This is a genomic window from Pseudosporangium ferrugineum (assembly GCF_003002065.1).
GTDB lineage: Bacteria > Actinomycetota > Actinomycetes > Mycobacteriales > Micromonosporaceae > Actinoplanes > Actinoplanes ferrugineus_A.
This window is the reverse complement of sequence record NZ_PVZG01000004.1, coordinates 1-26199: the sequence shown is the minus strand read 5'-3', so window position 1 is coordinate 26199 and position 26199 is coordinate 1. Positions and strand designations below refer to the sequence as shown.

The following is a 26199-nucleotide window of genomic DNA, read 5'->3' as shown; positions in this document are numbered from 1 at the left end:
TCGTCAGCGGGTGGTGGCCGGGGCCGCGCGGTCCAGGACCAGGTCGCGGGCCGCGGTGAGGCCGGAGGCGAGGGCGCCGAGCAGGACCGCGTCGTTGCCCAGGGTGGAGACCTCGATGCGGGGTGGGTGGAGGGCGACCAGGTCGCCGAGGCGGTCGAGCAGGGGGCCGGTGAGCAGGTCGCCCGCGTGGCCGCCGACGCCGCCGCCGAGGACGACGAGTTCCGGGTCCAGGACGGCGACCACGCCGGCCAGGGCGCGGCCGAGGTGGTCTATCTCGAGCTCGACCGTGCGCAGGGCGGCCGGGTCGCCGGCGCGGGCCGCGTCGAGGACGTCCTTGGCGGTGGCGGCGCCCGTCATGCCGAGGCGCTGGGAGGTGGCCACCACGGCGTCGGCGGAGGCGACGGATTCGAACATGCCCCGCTTGCGGGATTCCGGGGCGTCCAGCAGCGGGTCGCCGTCGCCGACCGGGAGGTAGCCGATCTCGCCCGCCGCGCCGCGGAAGCCGCGGTAGAGCTTGCCGTCGATGACGATGCCCATTCCCATGCCGGTGCCGATCGACACGTAGACGAAGTGCCGGACGCCGCGGCCGAGGCCGTAGGTGGCCTCGCCGACGGCGGCCAGGTCGGCGTCGTTCTCCACCACGTACGTGGCGCCGGTGATGTCGCCGAGGCGGGCGAGGCTGTTGCGGCGTTCCCAGCCGGGCAGGTTGGGGGCGAGGTGCAGGGAGCCGTTGGCCTTGTCGTGGATGCCGGGGGTGCCGAAGACGGCGAGCGTGATGTCGGCGCGGGTGATCCCGGCGGTGCCGGCCAGTTCGTCGGCGAGGCGGGTGAGCTGGGCGACGAGGTCGCGGTTGCGGGCGCCGCGGGACGGTTCCTCCTTGCGGGCCACGATGTCGCCGACCAGGTCCGCCAGCGCCGTACGCACGAACTTGCGCCCGATGTCCACGGCCAGCACGTAGCCGGCCTCGGGGCGCACCTCGTACAGCAGCGCGGAGCGCCCGGCCGGCCCGGCACGCAGCCCGACCTGGCGCAGCAGGCCCGCCTCCTCGAGGTTGTTCAGGGCGACGGCGACGGTGGGCTTGGAGAGGCCGGTGATCCCCGCGAGTTCGGGGCGGGACGCCTTGCCCAGGCGGAAGACCTCCGCGAAGACGGCGCGCTCGTTCATGACCCGGAGAACCGCCGTGCTGCTGGCCGTCGCGCTGATCTGCACGTCCTCAGGTTGCCACAGTCCTTCGTAAAGGTCACTCACCAATTTAGTAAAGGTCATTGCTAAACCTGCCCCGATGGCCCACGATGCTCCTCAAACCCCTGGGAAAGAGGTGCCCCCGTGAGAGCCAGCAGGTTCGCCGCAGTCGCCGCTACCGTCGTCGTCCTCGTCAGTGCCTGCGGCACCTCGGACGACTCCGACACCTCCTCCTCGGGCGGGAAGGAGGCGCCCACCATCGCCCTCTTCCTCCCCGAGTCCAAGACCACTCGATACGAGGCGTTCGATCGTCCGCTCTTCGAGGCCAAGGTCAAGGCTCTGTGCCCGGACTGCAAGGTGCTCTACTCCAACGCCGACCAGGACGCCGCCAAGCAGCAGCAACAGGTCGAGGCGGCCCTCACCCAGGGCGCCGACGCGCTGGTCCTCGACGCCGTCGACGCCGGCGCCGTCGCGCCCCTGGTCAACCAGGCGAAGCGGGCCAAGGTGCCGGTGATCGCGTACGACCGGCTGATCTCCGGGATCGCGTACGAGTACTACGTCTCCTTCAACAACGTCCGGGTGGGCGAGATGCAGGGCCAGGCGCTGCTGGACGCCCTCGCCAAGGGTGGCAACGCGGGCAAGGGCCAGATCGTCATGATCAACGGCTCGCCGACCGACCCGAGCTCGGCGGACTACAAGAAGGGCGCGCACAACGTCCTCGACGGCAAGGTGAAGATCGGGCGCGAGTTCGACACCCCCGACTGGAGCCCGGACAAGGCCCAGCAGGAGATGGAGCAGGCGATCACCGCGCTCGGCCGCGACTCCGTCGTGGGCGTGCTCTCCGCCAACGACGGCATGGCCGGCGGCGCCATCGCGGCGATGAAGCGCGCGGGCTACGCCAAGCTGCCGCCGATCACCGGCCAGGACGCCGAACTCGCGGCGGTGCAGCGGATCCTCACCGGCGAGCAGTACATGACCATCTACCTCGACATCCGCAGCGAGGCGGAGAAGGCGGCGGAACTCGCGGTCGCGGTGGTCCGCGGCGAGAAGCCGGCCGCACCCACGCAGGCCGACAACGGCACCGCGCAGATCCCCGCGTTCCTGCTCGACCCGATCGCGGTCACCGCCGACAAGATCAAGGACACGATCGTGAAGGACAAGTTCTACCCCGCCGCCGACATCTGTACGGGTGCCGTCAAGGCCGCCTGCACGCGAGAGGGCATCCAGTAGTGTTCTCCGCCCGTACGGTCTCCAAGAAGTACGGCGCCGTCCAGGCGCTCGACGAGGTGAGCCTCGACCTCAGCCCCGGCGAGGTCGTGGCCCTCGTCGGCGACAACGGCGCCGGCAAGTCGACCCTGGTGAAGGTGCTCTCCGGGGTGGTCACGCCGGACGGCGGTTCGGTCGAGCAGGACGGCCGCCCGGTGCGGATGAACTCCCCGCACGACGCGCAGCGGCTGGGCGTCGCGACCGTCCACCAGGACCTTGCCCTCTGCGAGAACCTGGACGTGGTCGCGAACCTGTTCCTCGGCGACGAGCGGCGGCGCTGGTCGGTGCTGCGCCCGATCCGGATGGAACGCGCCGCCCGCGACCTGCTCGCCTCGCTGGACGTCCGGATCCGGGACATCCGGGTGCCGGTGGCCATGCTCTCCGGCGGCCAGCGCCAGTCGGTCGCCATCGCGCGGGCCCTGGTCGGCGAGCCGCGTGTGGTGATCCTCGACGAGCCGACCGCCGCGCTCGGCGTCGAGCAGACCGCCCAGGTGCTCGAGCTGATCCGGCGGCTGCGTGACCGCGGGCTCGCCGTCCTGGTCATCTCGCACAACCTCGCCGACGTCCGGGCGATCAGCGACCGGATCGTCGTCCTGCGGCTCGGCCGCAACGCCGGCGAGTTCCGCACCGCCGAGTCCACCCCGGAGGCCGTCGTCGCGGCCATCACGGGCGGCGTGGCCCTGGCCGGAGCGCCGCGGGCCGGCACGGAGGAATCAGCATGAGCACGCTCGCCGTCCTGCTGCGCAAGCCGCTGCAGCCGTTGCGCCGGCCCGGCCGTACCGATCTCGGTGCCTGGCCCGTGGTCGCCGGCCTGGTCGTCATCGCGGTCGTCTTCAGCTCGCTGAACGACCGCTTCCTGTCCGCCGAGAACCTCACCAACCTGGCCCTGCAGATGGCCGCCACCGGCACGATCTCGCTCGGCATCATCATGGTGGTGCTGCTGGGCGAGATCGACCTGTCGGCCGGCTCGGTCAGCGGGCTGAGCGCGGTCATCATGACCATCCTGTCCGTCAACCACGGCTGGCCGCCGCTCGCCGCCGTCGCGGTGGCCCTGGTGGGCGCGGCGTCGATCGGGCTGCTGCACGGGTGGATGTTCACCCGGCTCGGCATGCCGTCGTTCGTGGTCACGCTCGCCGGGCTGATCGGCTGGCAGGGGCTCATGCTGTACCTGCTGGGCAGCGGCGGCACGATCAACCTGCCGTTCGACGGGTTCCTCGCCAAGCTCAGCGACACCTGGCTGCCGGCGCCCGTCGCCTGGCTGATCGCGGTGCTCATCGTCGGCGTCTGCACGGCCGCCGCGCTGATCGACCGGCGGCTGCGGCAGGCCGCCGACCTGCCCGTGCCGTCGATCACCCGGATCGCCCTGCGGCTCGGGGGGCTGGGGCTCGCCCTGGCCGCCGTCGTGACCGTCCTGTCGGCCGACCGAGGTGTGCCGCTGCTGCTGGTCATCTTCGCCGCTCTGGTGGTCGGCCTGGACCTGGTGCTCCAGCACACCGTCTTCGGCCGGCACATGTACGCCGTCGGCGGCAACGCCGAAGCGGCCCGGCGCGCGGGCATCAACGTGACCCGGATCCGGCTGATCGCGTTCGCCGCGGCCTCCACCCTGGCCGCCGCCGGTGGCATCCTGGCCGCCAGCCGCCTCGCCGCGGTGAACCAGAGCTCGGGCAGCAGCGACACCCTGCTGATGGCGATCGCGGCGGCGGTCATCGGCGGCACGTCGCTGTTCGGCGGCCGGGGGCGCGCGTACGCGGCCCTGCTCGGCATCCTCGTCATCCAGTCCATCACCAACGGCATGCTGCTGCTGAGCGTGGATTCCTCGGTGCGCTACATGGTGACCGCCGCGGTCCTCGCGGTCGCCGTCGCCGTGGATTCGCTCGCCCGGCGGGGTCAGCCCCGATGACGGCAGCCCGGGTCCTGGCGATCGACTTCGGCGGCACCAAGATCGCCATCGCCACGGCGGCCGTCGGCTCGCCCGACGGCCGCCCCGAGGGCACGGTGCGGTTGCGGACCCTCGGCTCCGCGGGGGCGTTGCAGGCGGTCCGGCGCACCCTCGACGCCGCCCGTGCGCTGCTGACCGGCCCCGCGGCGGTCGGCGTCTCCACCTTCGGCGTGCTCCGCGGCGGCCGGGTGCGGCTCGCCCCGAACGTGCCGGGCTGGGACGGCATGGCCCTGCCCGAGCTGCTGCGCGCCGAGTTCGGCGACGCCCCCGTCGCCATCGACAACGACGTCAACGCCGGGGCCGCCGCGGAGCTGCGCTGGGGTGCCCTGCGCGGCGTCGACGTCGGCCTCTACGTCAACCTCGGCACCGGCCTGGCGGCGGCGCTGGTGGCCGGCGGCCGGGTGCTGGCCGGGGCGCACGGGGCGGCGGGCGAGATCGGCTATCTGCGGGACCGGGACGGCGACCCCACGTTCGCCGACGGGCATGCGCCCCTGGAGGACGTGGTGTCGGGGGCGGCCCTGGGCCGGCGCGGTTCCGAGCTGCTCGGCCGGCCCGTGAGCGCCGCGGAGCTGTTCGAGCTGCGCGACGAGCCGGGGGTCGCGGATCTGCTGGACGCGACGGTGGCGACGCTCGCGCGTACGGTGGCCAACCTCTGCGTCACGCTCGACCCGGAGCGGGTCGTCCTGGCCGGCGGCATGCTCGGCGCGGCGGACCACATCGTGCCGCGGGTCGAGGCGGAGCTGCGCCGTGCCGTGCCGTTCCCGCCGCGGCTGGTCAAGGCCCGGTTCGTCGACGACGCCCCGCTGGTCGGCGCCGTGGCGCTGGCACTGGAGTCCGCGGCCTGACCCCTTGCCGCTACCGCGAGCGTCCGGCCAGCTCGCTGATGGGGACGTCCCCGGCCGCCAGCGCCGGGGTCCGCTCCCAGCCGGCCAGCGCCCGCGCGCAGGTGTGCACCGCCTCGCCGAGGTAGTCGTCCACGGTGACCGGCGGGTCCGGCACCAGCGGCAGGACGTGCTGTTCCGCGGCGACCTCGCGCAGCACCTCCGTCAGGACGCGGCCCTGACGGCGGGCGCGGGCCGCGGCCTCGTACACCAGCGCGTGGGCCCGGTCGTGGCCGAGCGTCCCGGCGAGCCGCATCATGGATGCCTCCGCCATGATCGCGCCGCCCTCGAGACGGGTGTTCCCGCGCATCCGGGCGGCGTCGACGCGCAGGCCCCGGACCAGCGTCAGGGTCTCGCCGAGGGCGCTGCCGGCCAGGACGGCCAGCTGCGGCAGGACGTGCCACTCGATCTGCCACTCGCCGGCGGCGCGCTCGTGGCCGGCCTCCTGGATCCGCAGCAGCGACGAGCTCAGCGCGCCGGCCGCCCCGGACAGGCCGATGATCGCCTCGGACGAGACGGGGTTGACCTTCTGCGGCATGGTCGAGGACGAGCCGCGGTGGCTGACGAACGGCTCGAACACCTCGCCGATCTCGGTCCGGGACAGGTCGGCGACGTTGCGGGCCAGCTTCGCGCACGCCGCCGTGACGGTGGCGCACAGCCAGCCGAACTCGGCGACCCCGTCCCGGTCGACGTGCCACGGCACCTCGGCGTCGTACAGTCCGAGCAGCCCGGCCATGCCGGACCGCACCCGGCGGGCCTGCGGGCCGAGGGCGGCCGAGGTGCCGCCCGCGCCGAAGAGCGAGACCGTGGCGATGCGCGGATGGGCCTGCGCCAGCCGTTCCCGGTGCCGGGCGAGCTGGGTGAGCAGCGTCGCCAGGGTGGCGCCGAAGGTGGTGGGCACGGCCTGCTGGGCGTGGGTCCGGGCGGCCATCACGGTACGGGTGTGCCGCCCGATCTGTTCCGCGAGGGCGTCGCCGACCTCGCCCAGGCGCCGGTCGAGCAGCGCGAGCGACGCGGACAGCTGCAGGGCGAGCCCGGTGTCCATGATGTCCTGGGTGGTGGCGCCGAAGTGCACCCGGCCGGCCGCCCGGGCGGGCAGGTTCCGGCCGATCTCGCGGACCAGGCCGACGATCGGATATCCCACCGTACGGGCGGTGGCCCAGAGCGCGTCGCGATCGATGTGCGCGGAGCGCGCGGCGCCGGCGATGGCGTCCGCGTCGGCCCGCTCGATGACGCCGGCGTCGGCCTGGCTGAGCGCCAGCGCCCGCTCGGCCGCCAGCCAGCTCTCCAGGCAGGTGTCCGGGGCGAAGACGCCGAGCTGTGCTTCGTCGCCCACCAGCTGGGTGAGCAGGGAGAACGGCGTGTGCGGAAGGGAGGTCACGCCTCGACCCTGCCGCCCGGACGGGCCCGCGCCAAGCGCCTGGGTGGCCACGCCGTTCCCAGGTACGGCTGGGCCCGGCAGGGCGTGTCCGGGAGGGCGCCGGCCGCCGCAGCATGGTCGGAGTCACTCACCCGAGGGGAACCCCAATGAGCAGGATTCTGATCGTGCTGTCGGCGGCGGACGCGTGGACGCAGGCCGACGGCACCTCGCAGCCCACCGGCTACTGGGCGGAGGAGTTCGTCGTGCCGCACGAGGCCTTCGTGCGGGCCGGGCACGCGGTCGACGTCGCCACTCCCGGCGGTCGCCCGCCCACACCCGACGAGCTCAGCTTCTCGCCCGACATCGCGGGGACCGGCACCGAGCACTACGCCCGCTACCTGGCGGACCTGTCCGGCACCCTCGACGCCCCGCTCGACCTGGCGGACGTCGCCGCGGACCGGTACGCCGCCGTGGTGATCCCGGGCGGGCACGGCCCCATGGAGGACCTGGCCGGCGACCCGGCGATGGGGTCGGTGCTGAACGCGGCGGCGGCCGGCGGCGCGGTCGTCGCGGCGGTCTGCCACGGCCCGGCGGCCCTGCTGAGCGCGGTGGGCCCGGACGGCGCCTGGCCGTTCCACGGCCGCCGCCTGACCTGCCTCACCAACGCCGAGGAAACCGCGTTCGGCACCGCCGCCAAGGCGCCGTGGCTGCTGGAGACCCGGCTGCGGGAATGCGGCGGCATCATGGACGCCGCGGACAACTGGGCGGTCCACGTCGTCCGCGACGGCAACCTGATCACCGGGCAGAACCCGGGCTCCAGCGCCGCGCTGGCCGCCGCCGTCCTCGACGCGCTGGCCGCCGCCGCCGTCCTCGACGCGCGAGGCGCCGCCGTTCTCGACGCGCGAGGCGCCGCCGTTCTCGACGCGCGAGGCGAGTGAGGCGGCGATGACGACGATCACCGACGCCGCGACCGCCGCGGTCGCGCGCCTGGACAAGGACCTGTTCATCGGGGGCGAGTGGCGTCCGGCGTCCGGCGGTGGCCGGTTCCCGGTGGAGAACCCCGCGACCGGCGAGATCCTCTGCGAGGTCGCCGACGCCACGCCGGAGGACGGGGCGGCCGCCCTGGACAGCGCCGCCGCCGCGCAGCCGGGCTGGGCCGCGGTGCCACCCCGGGAGCGGGGCGAGATCCTGCGCCGGGCGTACGAGGCGCTGATCCGGCGGACCGACGAGGTGGCGCTGCTCATCACCCTGGAGATGGGCAAGTCGCTGCCCGAGTCCCGGGCCGAGGTGGCGTACGGCGCCGACTACCTGCGCTGGTTCGGCGAGGAAGCGGTCCGGGTCGCGGGGGAGTGGAAGACCGGCAGCGCGGGGGACGGGCGGATCCTGACCGTACGCCGGCCCGTCGGTCCGGCGCTGCTCATCACCCCCTGGAACGCGCCGCTGGCGATGCTCACCCGCAAGATCGGCCCGGCCGTCGCCGCCGGCTGCACGACGGTCGTCAAACCGGCCGCCCAGACGCCGCTCACCGCGCTGCTGCTGGCCCGGCTGCTGACCGAGGCAGGCCTGCCGCCCGGCGTGCTGAACCTGGTGCCCACCACCGCGGCGGGCGCGGTGACCGAACCCCTGATCGCCGACCGCCGGCTGCGCAAGCTCTCGTTCACCGGCTCCACCGAGGTCGGCCGGACGCTGCTGCGCCGGGCCGCGGACAACGTGCTGCGGACGTCGATGGAACTCGGCGGCAACGCGCCGTTCATCGTCTGCGCCGACGCCGACCTCGACAGCGCGGTCGACGGCGCGATGGTGGCGAAGATGCGCAACCTCGGCGAGGCGTGCATCGCGGCGAACCGCTTCCTCGTCCACGAGACGGTCGCCGACGAGTTCACCCGCCGGCTCGCCGCCCGGATGAGCGCCCTGACCGTCGGGCCGGGCACCGACGGGTCGGCCGCGGTCGGCCCGCTGATCGACGCCCGCCAGCGCGACCGGGTCGCCGGCCTGGTCGACGACGCGGTCGCCCGGGGAGCACAACTGGTCTGCGGCGGCCGGCCCGGCCCGGGAGCCGGCTACTTCTATCCGCCGACCGTGCTGGCCGACGTGCCCGCCGCCGCGCGGCTGACCCGCGAGGAGATCTTCGGACCGGTCGCGCCGATCACCACCTTCGGCTCCGACGAGCAGGCCCTGGCGATGGCCAACGACACCGAGTTCGGACTGGTCGGCTACCTGTTCACCCGGGACCTCGGCCGCGCCGTACGGATGACGGAGGCCCTGGAGACCGGCATGGTCGGCCTCAACCGCGGCCTGGTGTCCGACGTGGCCGCGCCGTTCGGCGGCATCAAGCAGTCCGGCCTGGGCCGGGAAGGCGGCGCGACCGGCATCGACGAATACCTCGAGACCCAATACGTGGCGGTCGGCCTTTAGGAGTCGTGCCGCGTCCATCGCTTCGGTACGACCACAGGGGAGGGTGCCGCCGGCCATACAAGGTCAACTCGCTGATCACGGGGGTATTGTCCCGTCCTTGCTCGCTTGCTCTCAAACGACGCGGCCGGACGGGCGCGACCGGGATGCTGCCAGCAGCCGGCCGAGCCCGATCACGGCCGGTCCTGGCGCCGGCCGGAGGCCTGCAGCAGCCCCGCGGCGGGAGCCCACCACCGTTCGGCCCGCAGCTCCACCGGCTACGCCGGGACCTTCGACCCTGGCCTCCGCCCGGTCCTTGGAGTTACGTACGGGGATGCAGGTGCCCCCTCGTACGGGAGGACGGGATACCGATGAACGCTCGCATCGCCGCCGCGGCTGCCTTCGTCATGCTGCTGGTCCCGTCACCTGCGGTGTCCGCCGTGGGCGGATACACCAGCCGGGTCAATCTGACCGGCACCGGTGCGCAGGCCATCGAGTACCGCAGCGAGGTAGCGGCGGTGACCCCTGGCGCGCGGTACATCGTCTTCACATCGGCGGCGCCCAATCTCGCCGCCGGCGACACCAACGAGACGTGGGACGCCTTCCTGCGTGACCGGCGGACGGCGTCCACCACGCTGATCAGCGTCTCGTCGACCGGAACACCGGCCGACAGTTCCAGCTACGGAAATGCGGTCAGCGCCGACGGGCGCTATGTCATGGTCACCTCGCTCGCCTCGAACCTCGTGCCGGGAGGCACCGGTGACAACGTCTTCCAGGTGTATGTACGTGACCTGTGGCGTCGGACCACCAGCCGGGTGAGTGAGTCGGGTACGGGTGTACCGGCCAACGGCTCCACGTACGGCAATGCCATGAGCCCGGACGGGCGGTACCTGGTGCTCGCCTCGGACGCGACGAACCTCGTGCCCGGAGACAGGAACGACGCCACCGACGTGTTCCTCCGTGACCGCTCCCGCAACACCATCGATCGGGTCAACGTCTCCACCGGCAGCGCCGAGGCGAACGCCGACACCTACGAGGTAGCAGTGAGCGCCGACGGCCGGTACGTGGCCTTCACCTCCGACGCGACCAACCTGGTGCCCGGCGATACCAACGGCACCACCGATGTGTTCCTCCGCGATCGCGCCCGCCACACGACCAGCCGGGTCAGCCTGTCCGGCGACGATAGGCAGGCGGATGCCGGCAGCCGGCATGTCAGCCTGAGCGCCGACGGCCGGTACGTGGCATTCACGTCCGATGCCGCGAACCTGGTTCCCGGTGACACCAACGGCAACAGCGACGTATTCCTCCGCGACCGCGCCCGCAACAGCACTGAACGGGTGAGCGTCTCAGCCGTGCCCGCACAGGCTATCGGCGACAGCTACGACACCTCGATCAGCTCGGACGGCCGCTACGTGGCATTCACCTCCGACGCCGCGAACCTGGTCCCGGCCGACACCAACGGCAACAGCGACGTGTTCGTCCGCGACTGCCGGACCCACGCCATCACCCGTGCCAGCCTCTCCAGCGCCGGTGCCGAGGGCAACGACTCCAGCGCCGGCCCGGCATTGGCACCGGGCGGAGATTTCCTCGCGTTCGATTCGAGCGCCGCGAACCTGGTGCCGGGCGACACGAACGCCGTCGGGGACGTCTTCCTGCGCCGGCTCCCCTGAACGCGCGGCCCGGTGGCAGCAGCCGGCCTCGAACCCGTGGCCGAACGGCGCTGACTCTGGTTAGTTGTCGATCTTCCCGGTGGTTCCGGTGCACTGCCGCATGACTCTGGGCCCGGCGAGTCCGGTGACCCATCCATTGTTTTGCCTGTATCGATCTCGGAGGGTAATCGACGGCGTCCGTTAAGGGTCGACCGATGCCGGTTTGTGGAAGCGACTTGTAGTCGAGGTTGTGCGGTCGGTAAAGGAATCCTTAAAGTCGGCGCGCATAGCTCCATACACGGGGGAGGGTCCAGTGGCGCGTCGAATGACAGCCACGGTGCGAACGTGCCTCGCGGCAGGTGTCGCGGCGATCGCCACGGTTGCATTGTTAGGAATTCCGGGCGACAGCGATGGGCGCACGGACACCATCGCCGCAGGTCCGTTAGGCGCGAGCGACGAAGAGGTGGCGCTGCGGGCGGCGCGTGAGACGGGTAAGCCCGTCCGGATCGATCGCCTCACGTCGGAGCACGCCGAGGTTTTCGCCCTCCCCGGTGGACAGTTGCGGGCGGACATCGCCGCGGGCATGCAGCGCTTCCGTCGCGGCGGTACGTGGGTGAGCGTTGATCAAAGGCTGCGGCAGGGCGCCGACGGCTCTGTCACCGCCGTCGCCCATCCCGGAGACCTTCGCATCTCTGGACCGCAGGGCTCCGGGGAGCACGACCTCGCCGTCGTGGGCCTCGGCCCGGACCGGGTGACGATGCGTTGGGCCGGTGCGCTCCCGACCCCGGAGGTCGACGACGGCCGGGCCACCTATGTGAACGCCCGGCCCGGCGTGGACCTCGTCGTCGAGTCGACCCGCCGCGGCTTCCGCCAACTCCTGATCGTCAAGGACCGGGCAGCGGTCAGCCAGGTCGCGCGGATCGCGTTCGGGTTCGACGGCCCCGGCGCCGCGACGGCGAAGCGAGGCACCGACGGCTCCGTCGTCCTCTCGGGCGCGGGCGGCAAGGAGTCCTTCCGGATCCCGGCGCCGCTCATGTGGGACGCCCGGAGGACGCCGGTCGGCAGCCCGGCGGTCCGCCAGCCGGTCCCCACCACCCTGGCGGACCGGACATTGACGCTGACGCCGGACATGACCTGGCTGCAAGATCCGGGCACCGCGTTCCCCGTGACGATCGACCCCACCCTGAACCCTGCGACGACCACGTTCGACACGTACGTGCGGGAAAGCGTGAACAGCGACCAGAACGGCGAGCCGGACCTGCAGATCGGGTTGCTGGCGACCACGCCGCCCACGCTCGCCCGCTCGTTCCTGACCTGGGACACGACCGTGCTGGCCGGCAAGCAGATCACCGCGGCGACGGTGTCCTTCTTCAACTTCTGGTCGCACACGTGCACGGCAACCCCGTGGGAGATCTGGTCCACCGGCACGGCGACGTACTCCACCCGGTTCACCAGTCAGCCGGCCTGGGACCAGCGCGAGGCGACGTCGACTGCTACGCACGGCTCGACCGACTGCGCCGACGCGTGGGCGACCGTCGATGGAAAAAGCTTCTTCCAGCGGGCGGCGACGGCGAACAAGACGCGGGCGGGCATGGGCGTACGGGCCGCCGACGAAACGGTGCCGGCCGGTTTCAAGCAGTTCCGCTCGCGCGAGGGCGGCTCCGCATCCGAGGACCCGAAGGCGTCGGTCACCTACAACGCCTGGCCGACCGTCACCGCCCGGGCCACTGTGCCGGCGACGTCCTGCGTCACCGGCACCTTCCGGCCTCTGGTCAACACGCTGACTCCGCAGCTCAGGGCCACCGTCTCCGACGCCGACGGCAGCGCGATGACGGTCACCTTCGAGTGGTGGACGCTCGCCGGCACGAGCGCGGCGGGATCAGCGTCGGTGTCCTCGGTCGCCTCCGGCAATACCGCGCAGGTGACGGTCCCGGCGGGAGCGTTCGCCGAGGGCAACTCCTACCGGTGGCGGGTCAAGGCCTCCGACGGCACCGCCGGCAGCGACGTGCCGACGTCGTTCTGCGAGATGACGGTCTACGACACCGCGCCGCCGGTCGAAGGCTGCGTCAAAGGCGCAGCCGCGGACTTCAACGGCGACGGCGCCGAGGACGTCGCCATCGCGGATCCCGAGGCCACCGTCGAGGGCAAGCCCGCCGCGGGACAGATCCACATCGCGTACGGCGGCGCGGCCGCAACGCAGACCGTGAACGAGAGCAACGCTCAGCTCAGCGCCGCCGTCGAGGCGGGTGACCGGTTCGGCTTCTCGATCTCGGCGTACGACGCCAACAATGACGGCTGTACAGATCTGGCCGTGGGCGTGCCGTACGAGGACATGGGCAGCATCGTCGACGCGGGCATGACGCACCTGCTCCTCGGGTCGCCGGCGGGGCTCGCGCGGGGTCCGGCCTCGGTGACCTATCACCAGGACGCCGGATCCACGCCGGAGGCCGGCGAGCCTTACGACTACTTCGGTTACTCGGTGGCCGGCGCGCGTACGCCCACCGGCTAGTCGTACCTGGTTGTCGGCGCGCCCGGTGAGGACCTGGGCTCCGCCGTCGACGCGGGCGTCGTGCACTACTTCCGCGGCGCGCTCAACCTGTTGCTGCAGTCGGGCACGCCTATCCCGGGCAGCTCGGAGAACGACGATCAGAACGGTTACTCGGTGGCCGCCTCGGCCAACCACTTCGCTGTCGGGTCGCCCGGCGAAGCCATTGGCGCCGCTGAGTTCTCCGGTGTGGTCAACGTGTTCAGCAGCCACGAGATGGCCGACGGCCTGCCGAAGCTGTCGGCGAACCTTTACCAGGACGCCGCCAACGTGGCCGACATCGCCGAGGCCAACGACACCTTCGGCAAGGCGGTGGCTGTCGCGCCGTACCGTCCGGCCGGGGCCTCGGCCGCGCAGGCCGACTCGCTCGTGGTGGTCGGGGTGCCCGGCGAGGACACGTCTGCGGTGGACAGTGGCATGGTGCAGCGCTTCCACGTGACCGCGCCGGCCACGTTCACCGAGCTTCCCCCGATCAGCGGCACCCCTGCGGACGGCAACTACCTCGGCGAGGACGTCGCCGTGGTGAACACCTCGCCCGCCGCCGAGGGCAGCAACACGACGATGTTCCTGGCCGCCGGCGCGCCGGGCGCGGACGTGGGTGAGGCCCTCGACACCGGCCAGGTGCGGGTGTATCCGGCGTTGGTGAACCCGGTCGGCGCGCCCGTTCTGATCGACCGCCGCACGGGAAGCCTGTCCGGTGAGCCGAGGGCGCAGGAGCTGATCGGCACTTCGCTGACCGCTGGTGCCAAGCAGCTGTGGATCGGCACCCCGTACGGCGCGGCGGAGGTCCACGGGTTCACCTGGAGCGGCCTGGCCTCGGGCGGTGCAGCACCGGCGAACACGTGGAAGCCCGGCGACGGCGGCATCCCGGCCGGTGCAGCCGCCTTCGGTGCGGCGATCGGCTGACGCGACCGATGACGAGGAACAGTGCAACGGGGGAGGACCGTGCGGTGATGAGTCGTACGCGGAGGCGGGCCCGGCCGTCCACGCTGGGACTGGTGCTGGGCCTGGCAGGCTTGATGACCACGACGGTGCTCGTGCGCCAGCCCGACCCGGCGCCCCCGGTGGTGCCGGCGGCCGCCGTCGAGACCGATCCGGTCCGTGACACCGAGGCCGAGGCGCTGGTCGCGGCCAGAAAATTGCAGCAGCCCGTCGAGGTGCTGGCGCAGCGCAGCGAGTACCGCGACGTGTTCGCCCAGCCGGACGGCACCCTGATCGCCAACGACTACGCCCAGCCGGTGCGGGTCACGCGGGGAGACGCCTGGATGCCGGCGGATGCGAGTCTGACAACGCGCGAGGACGGGTCTCTGGGGCCCGCCGCCGCCGTGCTCGAGATGCGCCTGTCCACCGGCCGCGGCAGTCCGCTGATGGTGGTCGCCCGTGACCGGGCCAGCATGACGCTCACCTGGCCGTACGGCGAGCTGCCGGCACCGGTGATCGTCGGCGACCAGGCGAAGTACCAGAACGTCCTCCCGGACGTCGACCTGGTCGCGAACGTGACCGTCGAGGGTTTCTCACACGTCCTGGTACTCAAGACGCCGGAAGCGGCCGAGCTTCCCGAGTTGCAGAACCTACGGCTCGGCGTGACCGGCGAGGGCCTGACCATCCAGGAGACGGCCGAAGGCGGGGTCGTCGCACTCGACCCGGTGACCGGCAACCCGGTCCTGGAAGCCGACGCGCCGACGATGTGGGACAGCGGATCCGGAGTGGTCGCAGCGCAGAGCGCGGTCACGACCCGCAGCAGGGCGGCAGGGACCGCGCCGCAAGGCGTGCCGGCGGACGCCCGCGGGCCGGGCGACAGCTCCGTTGTGGCGCCGGTCGGCTTGGACTATGCGCAGGGCACCCTCACGCTGACGCCCGACGAGGCCCTGCTCACCGGGCCGGACACCAGGTTCCCGCTCTACATCGACCCGGTGTGGCAGAGCAGCACCAACAGCGGCTGGGCCATGGTCGACAGCGGCTACCCCAGCGAGGAGTACTGGAAGTTCGACGGCAAGCGCCACGAGCGGATCGGCCTGTGCCCGGAGCAGTGCAACAACTCGAAGGTCAAGCGGCTGTTCTACCAGCTGTCCACACCGTATACCGGGAAGAGCATCCTCAGTGCCGAGTTCCGGGTGACGATGCAGCACGCGTACAACTCCACCGCGCGTGCCGCATCGCTGTACATGATGCCGCCCACCTCCAAGATCAACTCGGCGACGAATTGGAACAACCAACCGGGCGGCTCCGACTGGAGCAACAACACGTTCCTCGACACGAGGTCGCCGACCAGCACTCAGGGCAGCTGTACGTCGACGAACCAGAATGCGAGCTGGAACGTCAAGGAGGCGCTCGATCGCGTCGTCTCGGAGAATTTGAGCTCCATCATCCTCGGCCTCAAGGCCACCAATGAAGGTGACTCCACGCACAGCAAGCGCTTCTGCGACAACGGCCTGCTCTCGGTGCGCTACAACCGCGCGCCGCTGATCGCCAACCAGAGCGAACTCACCACGTCTCCCGGCGGTCAATGCGTGTACGGCAGCGCGGCGAAGTACGTGGACACCCCGCCGCGACTCAATGCCGTACTGCGCGATCCCGACCACTCGTCGAAGCACACCGAGCAGATCAAGGCCGAGTTCAAGGTGACATGGACACCGCCCGGTGGTTCCCTGGTCACCAAGACCTACACCACCGTGCTCAAGGCCAGCGGATCCCAGTTCTCCTACACCATTCCCGAGAACGTCCTGCCGCAGAACGTCGTCATCTCGTGGGAGGTTCACGCCAGCGACGGCGTCAGCTGGGGTCCCTGGAGTTCCGACGGTTCCCGCAACGTCTGCCAGTTCCTGTTCGACAAGACCAGTCCCACCGCACCTGACGTCGACTCCGCCCTCTATCTGCCGTCGGACGCGGTGGACAACGGCACCGGCACCGCGCCGATGTGTGTCGAGGACGACGACTGGCACGGCTCGATCGGCGTGCCCGGGCACTTCACCTTCGACTCCGCCGCGACCGACGTCGTGGAGTACCGGTACGGCTTCAACACCAATCCCCAACCGGGCAACTTCCTGAGGCCTTCCACGGCCGGTGGTCCGGTGACGCTGGAGAACTGGTACCCCGACAAGGAGGGTCCGCGGACGATCAACGTGGAGGCCGTGGACCGGGCCGGCCGCAGCAGCACCATCGCGTCCTGCACCTTCCGCGTCGGCAAGCAGCCACCGGCGGCGCAGTGGTCGCTGTCCGAGGTTGCCGGGGAGAGCGGCGCCGAGGACCGGACCGGCGAGAACGACGCCGTGGCCGGTAGCGGCGTGGCCTTCGGCGTGGAGGGTCCTGGCGGCACCTCCGACACCGCAGCCCGCTTCGACGGTACGGCGAACAGCTACCTGGCCACCGCCAAGCGTGTGCTGCCCGACACCTCGGCCAGCTTCACGGTCAGCGGCTGGTTCAAGGCCGACGATCCGGCGCGGGTCCAGACGGCGGTTAGCCAGGACGGATCCGGTGAGGCCGGCTTCTCGCTGGGTGTCGAGAACGGAGCGTGGACCTTCGAGCTGCCCATGACCGACGTCAACTCGCTCGGGACGTGGAAAGTGACCGGCGCCGCTGCCACCACGACATGGACGTACGTCACCGCTTCGTACAACGCGGTCGACCGGCAGATGTCCCTACAGGTCGGCTCGGCCGCGCCCGTGGTCTCCCAGCGTCGTTCCCTGACCCGATCCCGGGGCCCGTTGCAGCTGGGCCGGCGGGTCGAGAAGGGCGGATACGTCCACCACTGGCAGGGTGCCATGGCCGACGTCTCGGTGTTTGACCGGCTGATTCTCCCCGAGGAGGTCGACGGCTTGAAGAAGGTGGCGCCGACCCGGCTCGCGTACTGGCGGTTGAACGCGGAGACGAACAAGGTGAGCGTTGAGGACCGCGGTGGTACGGGCCTCACGCTGAGCCCCGACGCCACGATCTACAAGCACCCGGCGCTGTCCCTGCTCGGTGGTGGCCACCTCGCCCTCACCGGCAAGGCCACCAGCTACGCGACCGCACCGGTGAACCCGGACATGGCCAACAGCTTCTCCATCAGCGCCCGAGTCAAGCTCACCAGCAGCTGCGCCGGTAGGCCGATGACCGTCTTCTAGCAGAAGGGCGCGCACAGCAGTGCGGTCATCGTGCGCTGCAACGAGGACGGCTTCTGGGAACTGGCCACGACGGGCACCGACAAGGTGGCCCCGGTCTGGCAGGCCCGCGGCGGCGAGGAGCTACCGCGCCTCATCGGCAAGGGCGATCACCTGACCCTCGTCCACAACGGCTACCTGAAGGAGATGTCGTTGTACGTCAACGGTCAGTGGGTCGACTCCATCGAGCTGGCGACGCCGTTCGTCGCCACCGGCGGGGTGCAGCTCGGCCGGGCGTTCCTCGACGACACCTATCGCGAGTACCTCTCCGGTGCCGTCGACGACGTCCGCGTCTACAACGGCGCCGCCGACCCGGAACTGATCCAGAAGATCAGCCTCCAGACCCGCGAGCAGCTGTCTCTCTGATCCACCGGACCTGTACGGGGGCCGCCGACGCATGCGGCGGCCCCGCCCGAACTCCCGACCCCGGAGGGGCCATGTTCTCCCGCTTCTTCACCCGCGCCGGTGCGTACGAGCGCCGGGTCGTCAGGCCGCTGTCGTGGGTCATGGCCGGTGTCCTCGGAGCCGGCTTCCTGCAGGTCACTGTCGTCCCCTCAGCCGAGGCCGCCGCCAAGCCGCGGCCCGGCTCCGGAGCCTCCGACAAGGCTCTGCCCCAGCGCAAGCCGCTGCCGGTCAAGCCTCGGCGGCCCGATCCGGCCCTCGCCGCCGCGGTCTCTCCCGCACCGGTGGCCTGGCCGACGGCGGGTTCGGCCGAGATCACGATCCCGTCCGCGAAGGCCGGTGCCGCCCGGTCCGCGGCACGGGCATCGGCCTCCGGCAAGGTAGGCGGCCTTCCGGTGACGGTGTCCGGCGTCCCGGCCGCGGGTGTCCGATCTCCCGAGGTGGCGGCTCCGGGCAAGGTCCGCGTCGAGGTGCTCGATCGCCGCGCCAGCGAGCGGGCGAAGGTCGACGGCCCCCTGCTGCGGGTCGGCCGCGCTGACGGCAGCACCGCCGCGAGCACGGTTCGGCTCGGTGTCGGCTACGCCGGCATCGCCAACGCTTACGGCGGTGATTTCGGCGCCCGGCTGAGGCTGGTCAAGCTGCCCGAATGTGCGCTGACCACCCCGGAGAAACCCGAGTGTGCTGGTACCCCCGTCCCGGGAACCAACGACACCGCGACCCGGACCGTCTCCGCGCCGACCCAGACCGGCAGCTTGTTGGCGCTGGCTGCTGCGGACTCGTCGTCGCAGGGCAGCTACGGAGCCACGCAGCTGTCGCCGTCGTCGAAGTGGTCGGTGGCCCCGTCCACCGGCGGCTTCTCCTGGTCGTACCCGCTGCGTACGCCGCCGGTGCCGGGCGGCGGAGCGCCGGGCATCACCCTGGGCTATTCGTCGCAGTCGGTGGACGGCCGTACCGCCACCACGAACAACCAGGGTTCCTGGATCGGTGAGGGATTCAGCTACGAGCCCGGCTACATCGAGCGCAAGTACAAGGCATGCTCCGACGACGGCCACGACCAGTACGCCGACCAGTGCTGGGCGTACGACAACGCCACCGTCATGCTCAACGGTAAGTCCACCGAGTTGGTCAAGTCCGGCAGCACCTGGAAGCTCGCCGACGACGACGGTTCGAAGGTGGAGCGGCTCACCGACACCGGCAAGGCCAACGGCGACAACGACGGCGAGCACTGGAAGGTCACCACGCCGAACGGCACCGAGTACTTCTTCGGGCTCAACCGCCTGCCCGGCTGGACCACCGGCAAGGAGGAGACGAAGTCGGCCTGGACCGTGCCGATCTATGGCGACGACTCCGGCGAGCCGTGCTACAACGCGACGTTCACGTCCGCCTACTGCGATCAGGGCTGGCGCTGGAACCTCGACTATGTCAAGGACCGCTACGGCAACGTCAGTTCCTACTACTACCAGCAGGAGCTCAACTACTACGCGCGCGGGAAGAAGACCGACGTCAACGGCGTCCCGTACGTGCGGGGCGGCTGGCTCAAGCGCATCGACTACGGCCAGCGGCACAATGCCGTCTACACCACCAACGCCCCGGCGCGGGTCCGCTTCGACGTCAAGGAGCGGTGCCTGCCGGCCGGCAGCCCGGACTGCGACCCGGAGGACCTCACCTCGGCGACCGCGTCACGCTGGCCCGACGTGCCGTTCGACCGTAACTGCGCCGCGAACGGCAAGTGCAAGCCCGACCAGATCATGCCGACGTTCTGGACCCGCGCGCGCCTGAACGCCGTCATCACCGAGATCCGTGGCACCAGTTCCTGGACGCCCGTGGACGAGTGGAAGCTTGAGCACCTGTTCACCGACAACGGTGACGGCTCGCGTACCCTGTGGCTTCACAAGATCACCCACCGGGGCCTGGCCGGCGGCAGCATCGAGCAGCCCGCAGTGACCCTCGGCGGCCTGCAGTTGCCCAACCGCATCGACCGCGACGGCGACTTCATCGCCCCGCTGGTTCGCTTCCGCCTGGCCACCGTGTACACCGACACCGGCGGTCAGATCGACGTGAACTACGCCGAGCCGGACTGCAGCCAGAGCAATCTGCCGACCCCGGGCCGGAGCACCCGGCGATGCTATCCGGTCAAGTGGTCGCCGCTCGGCTCCGGCGACCCCATCACCGACTGGTTCCACAAGTACGTCGTCGAGCTGGTCGTCGAAACCGACCGTACGGGCGGCGCACCGGACATGGTCACCAAGTACCAGTACCTCGACGGGGCCGCCTGGCGGCACGCCGAACCCGACGGCATAGGCGACCCGAAGGACGACACTTGGAGCGAATGGCGCGGCTACGGCAAGGTCGTCGTCACGGCCGGTGACGGCCAGACCCAGACCACCAAGACCGAATACCGCTACCTGCGCGGCATGCACGGAGACAAGGACCCCGACGGCGGCACCCGGACGGTGACCGTCACGGACTCCACCGGCGGCACCCACACCGACCTCGACGAGGTGTCCGGTCACGAGCTGGAGAGCATCGTCTACGCCGGCTCCGACATCGTCAGCAAGAGGATCGCCACGCCGTGGCGGCACAACACCGCGACCGAGACCCACAGCTGGGGCAGCAAGAAGGCCTGGTTCGTCAACACGGCCCGTTCCCGCAGCCTGGTCGCCCTCGCGTCCGGCGGGTGGCGCGAGACCGCGCAGACCTCGACGTACGAGACCACCTTCGGCCGCATCACCCGCAGCGAGAACGAGGGCGACGTCGACGTCAGCGGCGATGAGTCCTGCACTCGCACCACGTATGCCGACAACCCGAACATCTACCTGTACGGCCTGGTGTCGCGGGTGGAATCGGTGTCGGTGAAGTGCTCGGTCACCCCCGACCGCAGGACGCAGGTCATCTCCGACACGCGGACCCTCTTCGACAGCAAGGCCTTCGGCGCCGAGCCCACGCTGGGCAACCCGACCCGATCCGAGCGGCTGGCGAGCCACGACGGCACCACGGCCACGTACGTCCGGGCATCCGAGGGCACCTTCGACACGTACGGCCGGCCACGGACCGCGATGGACGCGGAAGGCAACGTCACCACGAACGTCTACACCGAGACGAACGGGCTCACCACCCAGGTCAAGGAGACCAACCCGCTCGGCTTCGTCACCACCACCAAGTACGCCCCGGCGTGGGGCAGCCCTATCAGCCAGGTCGACCCCAACAACCTGCTGAGCGAGCTCCAGTACGACGCTCTGGGCCGTCTCACCAAGGTCTGGCTGCCCGACCGCAGCGGTGTCGCCGGTGCGGACCCGAGCATCAAGTACACGTACCTGATGCGGACCGACAAACCGGTCGCGATCAAGACAGAGCGGCGGCAGAAGGACGGCTCCTACAGCGTCGAGTACCGGCTGCACGACGGGCATCTGCGGCCACGACAGATTCAGTCCGAAGGCCCTGACGGCAACCGCAACATCGCCGACACCTTCTACACGGCCACCGGCAAGCTGGCCAAGACCTACGCCACCTACACCGCCGTGGGTGCGCCCCAGGACGAGATCTACCCCGCGGTCAACGGCGACGTCGACGGCCAGACGCTCTACGTCTACGACGGCGCGGACCGGGTGAAGGCCGAGATCTTCGCGGTCGCAGGTAACGAGAAGTGGCGTACCAGCACCACGTACGGCGGCGACCGGATCTCCGTCGACCCGCCGGCCGGCGGCACGCCCACCACGACGATCACCAACGGGCTCGGCCAGATCACCCAGTTCTTGCAGTACAAGGGCGCGAGTCCGTCCGGCGCCTTCGACAGGACCGAGTACACCTATACGCCCAACGGGCAGCTGTACACCGTCAAGGACCCTGCCGGCAACGTCTGGAAGAGCGAGTACGACCAACTCGGCCGCAAGGTCAAGTCGATCGATCCGGACTCCGGCACGTCGACGATGACCTATGACAACCTGGACCGGCTCACCAGCACGACCAACAGCCTGAAGACCACCATCAGCACGACGTACGACGAGATCGGCCGCAGGACCGGCGTCTACAAGGGCGCCGCGGTGACCGGTGAGCTGCTCAGCAGCTGGACCTACGACCAGGAGATGCTGGGCTATGCCACCTCGGCCTCACGGTGGATCGACGGCGCCGAGTACGCCACCTACTACACGATCTACGACGAGTTCTACCGGCCGCACCTGACCACCTACCAGGTGCCGGACCACGCGGGCGCCGAGCTCGCGGGCACCTACACCTTCGGCACCGAGTACAACCGCGACGGCACGGTTCAGTCGATCGACATGTCGAAGGGCGGCGGCCTCGACTACGAGACGGTCGTCTACAAGTACGACCCGCTCGAACGGCTGATCGGCACCACAGGCGACGAGGCGTACCTGACCGACGTCGACTACGCCAGCACCGGTGAGGTCATGCAGACCGAGACCCTGGTCGGCGGCAAGAAGATCTGGTCGACCTACGAGTACGAACAGGGCTCGAAGCGCCTCAAGCGCCAGCGCCTCGACCGGGAGATGGCGCCGGTCGTAGACGTCGACGCCCGCTATTCCTACGACGACTCGGGCAACATCCTGCACATCGCGAACAACCCGTCGGGCACCCGCGACGTGCAGTGCTTCACCTACGACTACCTGCGCCGCATGGAAAAGGCGTGGACCTCGCTCAGCACGGCGAATGACCCGTGCGCCGGCGGCCCGTCCGCCACCGGCGTAGGCGGCGTGGCCCCGTACCACCACGAGTACACCTTCGACGCGGTCGGCAACCGCAAGACCGAGAAGCAGTACGCGACCGACGGCAGCCCGCTTGTCGAGCGCAGCTACAGCTACCCGGCCCCGGGCGCCGCCCAGCCGCACACGCTGGCCGCGATGACGGAGAAAACCCCGTCCGGCGAGCAACTCCACGAGTACGACTACGACACCGCGGGTAACACCATCCGCCGCGCCAAGGCCGGCGAGGGGCAGACCCTCGCCTGGGACGCCGAGGGCAACCTCGAGTCGGTCACCGACGCGGCCGGGAAGAAGACCAGCTACCTGTACGACGTCGACGGCTCCCGCATGCTGCGCAAGGAGCCGAACCAGACGACGCTGTACCTGCCGGGCATGGAGATCCGCCTCAACCACCAGACCCGGGTCACCGAGGCGACGCGCTACTACGCCCTGCCCGGCGGCTCGACCCTGGTCCGCAAGAAGGACGGCCTGCACTACGTCGTCAACGACCACCACGGCACGGGCACCGCCACCGTCGACGCCGCCGGTACGATCACGCACCGGCGCACCACCCCGTACGGTGAAGCCCGCGGCCCCCAGCCGGCGCAGGGCGTCTGGCCGACGGAGAAGGGCTTCGTCGGCGGCAACCAGGACTCCACCACCGGCTTGGTCAACATCGGCGCCCGCGAGTACGACACGATCGCCGGCCGGTTCATCTCGATCGACCCGGTCATCGACGTCAACGACCCGCAGCAGATGAACGGGTACGCCTACGCGAACAACAACCCGATCTCGTTCTCGGACCCCGACGGCCTGAAGTTCTGCTCGGACGACGCTTGCGGCCCCGGAGCGGACTACGTCGACTCGACCGGCAAATACCACGAGGTTGCCGGGCACAACGACGGCCGCCACGGTGGCACTGGTGTGTATGACCCGACGGTGCCGGGTGTCAACGAGTACAACAACCCGAAGGCGTCGCCAGAGGCCCGGGCCGTGGCCGCGGCGGCGGCAGCCGAGAAGGAGCGGCAGGCCCGCATCGCCCGTGCCAAGGCGAAGATCCTCAACGCGGCGAAGGCGCTGGGCAAGATCCTCGCCGACGAACTGGGCATCACGGATGCGCTGGACTGCTTCACCAAGGGCGACATGGGCGGCTGCATCAACACCGCGGTCAACGTCTTGTCCTCGGTGGTGGGCGGCGCGATCGGCAAACTGGCTGCCCGCTACGGGGCACCGTGGAAGTGGAAAAAGCTGGCCAACCTGGTCTCGCGCAGCAAGGGCCTGCTCGGTGACCTGGTCGACGGCGTGAAGGGCTTCTTCAAAGCGACCAAGGCGTGCCATAGCTTCGCTCCCGGCACGCTGGTGCTGATGGCCAACGGCACCAAGAAGCCGATCGAGAAGGTCAAACCAGGAGAGAAGGTCCTGGCCACCGACCCGGTTCCGGGCAAGAGCAAGCCGCAAACCGTGGTGGCCACCCACATCAATCTGGACGCTGCCTTCACCGACGTATTCGTCGGCAAGGAAGGCGGTGGCGTCTTGCTCCAGACGACCGCCAACCACCCCTTCTGGAGCGCCGATCGGCAGGCCTGGATCGATGCTGCTCGGCTCGGGCCGGACGAGAAGTTGCTGACGGCCGACGGACTGACAATTTCCGTCAAGGAAACCTCGACGTATCCCGGCGCCAGGGTCATGCACGACCTCACCGTGGACGCCGTCCCCACGTACTACGTGCTCGCCGGAGCGACGTCGGTGCTCGTGCACAACAACAGCGCGGCGTGTGATGTGCCGACGCTCAAGGGCTATGCGCAACAGATTCGCGAAGCCGGTGACCATCCCGCAGCCGTTAACCAGCGTGTGATCGCTGTGGGGCAGGATGATGCAGGTAACCTGGTCGCTGGCTCTAGCAATGGTTTCGATGCTGGCCAGGCTGCTGCGGCGGATGCGTTACGTATCCGCCGTGTGCCAAGCCGTCGAGGCAAGCATGCGGAGGAGAACTTGATCGCCGACAATGATGGTTCAATGTGGCCTCTCAAGCGAGTGGGTTCGGATGCCCGAACGCCATGTGGGCCGACTGAGCACAATTGCGCGCAGCAGCTGACGGATCGCGGGATCGAGCACGGATGACACCTCTTGACGAAGGCGGCCTGCGTGCCGAGGTGCGACGCTTAGCCGATATGCTTTCGGGCGTGACGCCACGGGGAAAAGCAACCGTTTTTGCGCTCTGCGGAAAAGGGCTGGCACCCCTGTTGAATCTTGTTGAATCACACACGGACGGCCGGTGGGCCTTCCCTGAGGCGCAGGACGCGATTGCCGAGGTAGAGGCGTATGCCATGGGGCGGTCTGCAGGTCGAAACCATGCGGCATTAAGGTCTCGTCTGATGGAATCAGTCCCTCACGGGCATGACCTTGACTCGCCGTGGAGCACATATGCGCAAGCTGCGCTGACATGTATTGATGCGGGACTTGCGGCATCTTCGGTTCTCGACACATGTAAGGGCATCTGGATTCAGTACTCGATTGAGCCGCTGGTGACGTCGCTGCAATATCGAGACGAGGAAATTGTGATCTCCCAGGGGGAGGCGTTCTGGGAGCGTGAGATTCTGACGGATCGGGCAATGGTGAATGCCCTTGACTTCCTGCGCAGAATAGTTTCCAGTGTTGAGCGTGGGGTCCCGCTGCCGGAAGTGCAATATCGTGAATTGGTGAGGGAATCTGTTGTTTTGATTCCGGAAAGCCTCTAGTGCATCGTGATGCTGTTGCCTTTACGTGATTATGGTGTCGTTGGCGGTCGAGGTGGATCTGACGGTCGGGCAGCGTGACGAGCTTCGCGCGTTGATGACCAGCTCTGAGGTGTCGGCGGCGGTCGGCACGAGGGCGGATCGTGTTGTGGCATGCCGAGGGCCGGATGAAGAAGGGCATCGCCGTTCTTGCCGGGGTGTCGCGGCCGACGGTTGATCTGTGGCTGGGCCGGTATGCCGCTGACGGTGCGGCCGGCCTGCTGGCGCAGCAGCCCGGCGGTCCACGTGAGCAGGTCGGCCCCGATGTGCGATCACGCGTGCTGGCGCTGACGTTCGCGACGCCTCCGGCAGAGACCGGCTTGTCGCACTGGTCGACCCGCACTATGGCCGACTACGTGACCCGCGTGGACAAGACGCCGGTCTCGCATCACTGGGTGGCGAACCTGTGGCGCGAACACGGCCTGAAACCGCAGAAGCAGGGCACCTTCAATTGTCCAAGGAGCCCGCCTTCGCGGACAAGGTCGCCGACATCGTCGGGCTCTATCTCGATCCGCCGGGTGGGGCGGTCGTGCTCAGCCTGGACGAGAAGACCCAGATCCAGGCTCTCGACCGCACCCAGCCGTTACTGCCGACCGAGTTCGACCGCAGTGAGCAGCGCACCCACGACTACGTACGCCACGGCACGACCAACCTGTTCGCCGCGCTGAACGTCGGCACCGGCGAGGTGATCGGCGACTGCGTGCCAAGTCTTTCCAGCCTTGACACTTGGACGGACTTGAGCGATCAGGTCCCGTCGACGATGCGCCTGACTTGCGGCGCTTGGTCTTTCTCGGCGTCCGCGTCCGCTCGGGCACCGTCCGGTATGGGCGACACGGCGATGGTTCAGGCCATCAACAGTCCCCGTGGTATGCATCCACGGGGACTGTACAAATAACGGCTGATCGACCGATCAAGGGAGAGACGCCAGATGACGACCGAGATCACCTCGGGGCGGGAGCCGGCCGCCGGGCCGG

The 26199-nt window shown here is 70.0% G+C and carries 11 protein-coding genes and 4 pseudogenes; 13 read left to right on the top strand and 2 right to left on the bottom strand.

What is annotated here, in order from left to right:
• Positions 1 to 3: 3 nt before the first annotated feature.
• The gene (locus tag CLV70_RS09785) at positions 4 to 1248 is read right to left on the bottom strand and encodes an ROK family transcriptional regulator (RefSeq protein WP_158277735.1); all 1245 of its coding nucleotides are present in this window, start codon (positions 1246 to 1248) and stop codon (positions 4 to 6) included.
• A 78-nt stretch (positions 1249 to 1326) separates the two neighbouring features.
• Between CLV70_RS09785 and CLV70_RS09780 the strand changes: the two genes are divergently transcribed.
• From CLV70_RS09780 to CLV70_RS09765, 4 genes are read left to right on the top strand one after another with little or no spacing between them, the layout of a single operon-like run.
• Positions 1327 to 2412, top strand: a complete 1086-nt coding sequence (locus CLV70_RS09780; RefSeq protein WP_106126113.1) for a sugar ABC transporter substrate-binding protein — start codon at positions 1327 to 1329, stop codon at positions 2410 to 2412.
• On the top strand, positions 2412 to 3170 hold the full coding sequence (locus CLV70_RS09775; RefSeq protein WP_106126112.1) for an ATP-binding cassette domain-containing protein: 759 nt from the start codon (positions 2412 to 2414) through the stop codon (positions 3168 to 3170). The genes CLV70_RS09780 and CLV70_RS09775 overlap by 1 nt, the downstream gene beginning before the upstream one ends.
• The gene (locus CLV70_RS09770; RefSeq protein WP_106126111.1) at positions 3167 to 4348 is read left to right on the top strand and encodes a sugar ABC transporter permease; all 1182 of its coding nucleotides are present in this window, start codon (positions 3167 to 3169) and stop codon (positions 4346 to 4348) included. The genes CLV70_RS09775 and CLV70_RS09770 overlap by 4 nt, the downstream gene beginning before the upstream one ends.
• The gene (locus tag CLV70_RS09765; protein WP_106126110.1) at positions 4345 to 5232 is read left to right on the top strand and encodes an ROK family protein; all 888 of its coding nucleotides are present in this window, start codon (positions 4345 to 4347) and stop codon (positions 5230 to 5232) included. The genes CLV70_RS09770 and CLV70_RS09765 overlap by 4 nt, the downstream gene beginning before the upstream one ends.
• A gap of 10 nt (positions 5233 to 5242) precedes the next feature.
• Here the strand turns inward: CLV70_RS09765 and CLV70_RS09760 are convergent, their stop codons facing one another.
• Entirely contained in the window at positions 5243 to 6649 is a 1407-nt protein-coding gene (locus tag CLV70_RS09760) for a lyase family protein (RefSeq protein WP_211303707.1), read from the bottom strand.
• A gap of 146 nt (positions 6650 to 6795) precedes the next feature.
• Between CLV70_RS09760 and CLV70_RS09755 the strand changes: the two genes are divergently transcribed.
• The 9 genes and pseudogenes from CLV70_RS09755 to CLV70_RS40950 all read left to right on the top strand — a co-directional run.
• Positions 6796 to 7566: a type 1 glutamine amidotransferase domain-containing protein gene (locus CLV70_RS09755; protein WP_106126109.1), complete on the top strand. Its 771-nt coding sequence runs from the start codon at positions 6796 to 6798 to the stop codon at positions 7564 to 7566.
• 7 nt (positions 7567 to 7573) lie between these two features.
• Positions 7574 to 9043, top strand: coding sequence for an NAD-dependent succinate-semialdehyde dehydrogenase (locus CLV70_RS09750; protein WP_106126108.1), 1470 nt, complete (start codon positions 7574 to 7576; stop codon positions 9041 to 9043).
• Positions 9044 to 9390: 347 nt separating this feature from the next.
• Entirely contained in the window at positions 9391 to 10689 is a 1299-nt protein-coding gene (locus CLV70_RS09745; RefSeq protein WP_106126107.1) for a TolB-like translocation protein, read from the top strand.
• 304 nt (positions 10690 to 10993) lie between these two features.
• Positions 10994 to 14119 (top strand): annotated as a pseudogene (locus CLV70_RS09740) (DNRLRE domain-containing protein).
• 92 nt (positions 14120 to 14211) lie between these two features.
• Positions 14212 to 17718, top strand: a pseudogene (locus CLV70_RS09735) (LamG-like jellyroll fold domain-containing protein).
• Positions 17719 to 17789: 71 nt separating this feature from the next.
• Entirely contained in the window at positions 17790 to 24572 is a 6783-nt protein-coding gene (locus CLV70_RS09730; RefSeq protein WP_106126106.1) for an RHS repeat-associated core domain-containing protein, read from the top strand.
• Entirely contained in the window at positions 24569 to 25189 is a 621-nt protein-coding gene (locus CLV70_RS39065) for a hypothetical protein (RefSeq protein WP_146164010.1), read from the top strand. The genes CLV70_RS09730 and CLV70_RS39065 overlap by 4 nt, the downstream gene beginning before the upstream one ends.
• A gap of 164 nt (positions 25190 to 25353) precedes the next feature.
• A pseudogene (locus CLV70_RS40955) lies at positions 25354 to 25572 on the top strand (helix-turn-helix domain-containing protein); the annotation flags it as partial.
• Positions 25549 to 25919, top strand: a pseudogene (locus CLV70_RS40950) (transposase); the annotation flags it as partial. The pseudogenes CLV70_RS40955 and CLV70_RS40950, both read left to right, overlap by 24 nt.
• Between the last annotated feature and the right edge of the window lie 280 nt (positions 25920 to 26199).

What these genes read in the sequence shown, in the direction of transcription:
- CLV70_RS09770 (WP_106126111.1), top strand. Translation starts at nt 3,167, where the DNA reads ATGAGCACGCTCGCCGTCCTGCTGCGCAAGCCGCTGCAGCCGTTGCGC.
- CLV70_RS09765 (WP_106126110.1), top strand. Translation starts at nt 4,345, where the DNA reads ATGACGGCAGCCCGGGTCCTGGCGATCGACTTCGGCGGCACCAAGATC.
- CLV70_RS09755 (WP_106126109.1), top strand. Translation starts at nt 6,796, where the DNA reads ATGAGCAGGATTCTGATCGTGCTGTCGGCGGCGGACGCGTGGACGCAG.
- CLV70_RS09750 (WP_106126108.1), top strand. Translation starts at nt 7,574, where the DNA reads ATGACGACGATCACCGACGCCGCGACCGCCGCGGTCGCGCGCCTGGAC.
- CLV70_RS09745 (WP_106126107.1), top strand. Translation starts at nt 9,391, where the DNA reads ATGAACGCTCGCATCGCCGCCGCGGCTGCCTTCGTCATGCTGCTGGTC.
- CLV70_RS09730 (WP_106126106.1), top strand. Translation starts at nt 17,790, where the DNA reads ATGTTCTCCCGCTTCTTCACCCGCGCCGGTGCGTACGAGCGCCGGGTC.
- CLV70_RS39065 (WP_146164010.1), top strand. Translation starts at nt 24,569, where the DNA reads ATGACACCTCTTGACGAAGGCGGCCTGCGTGCCGAGGTGCGACGCTTA.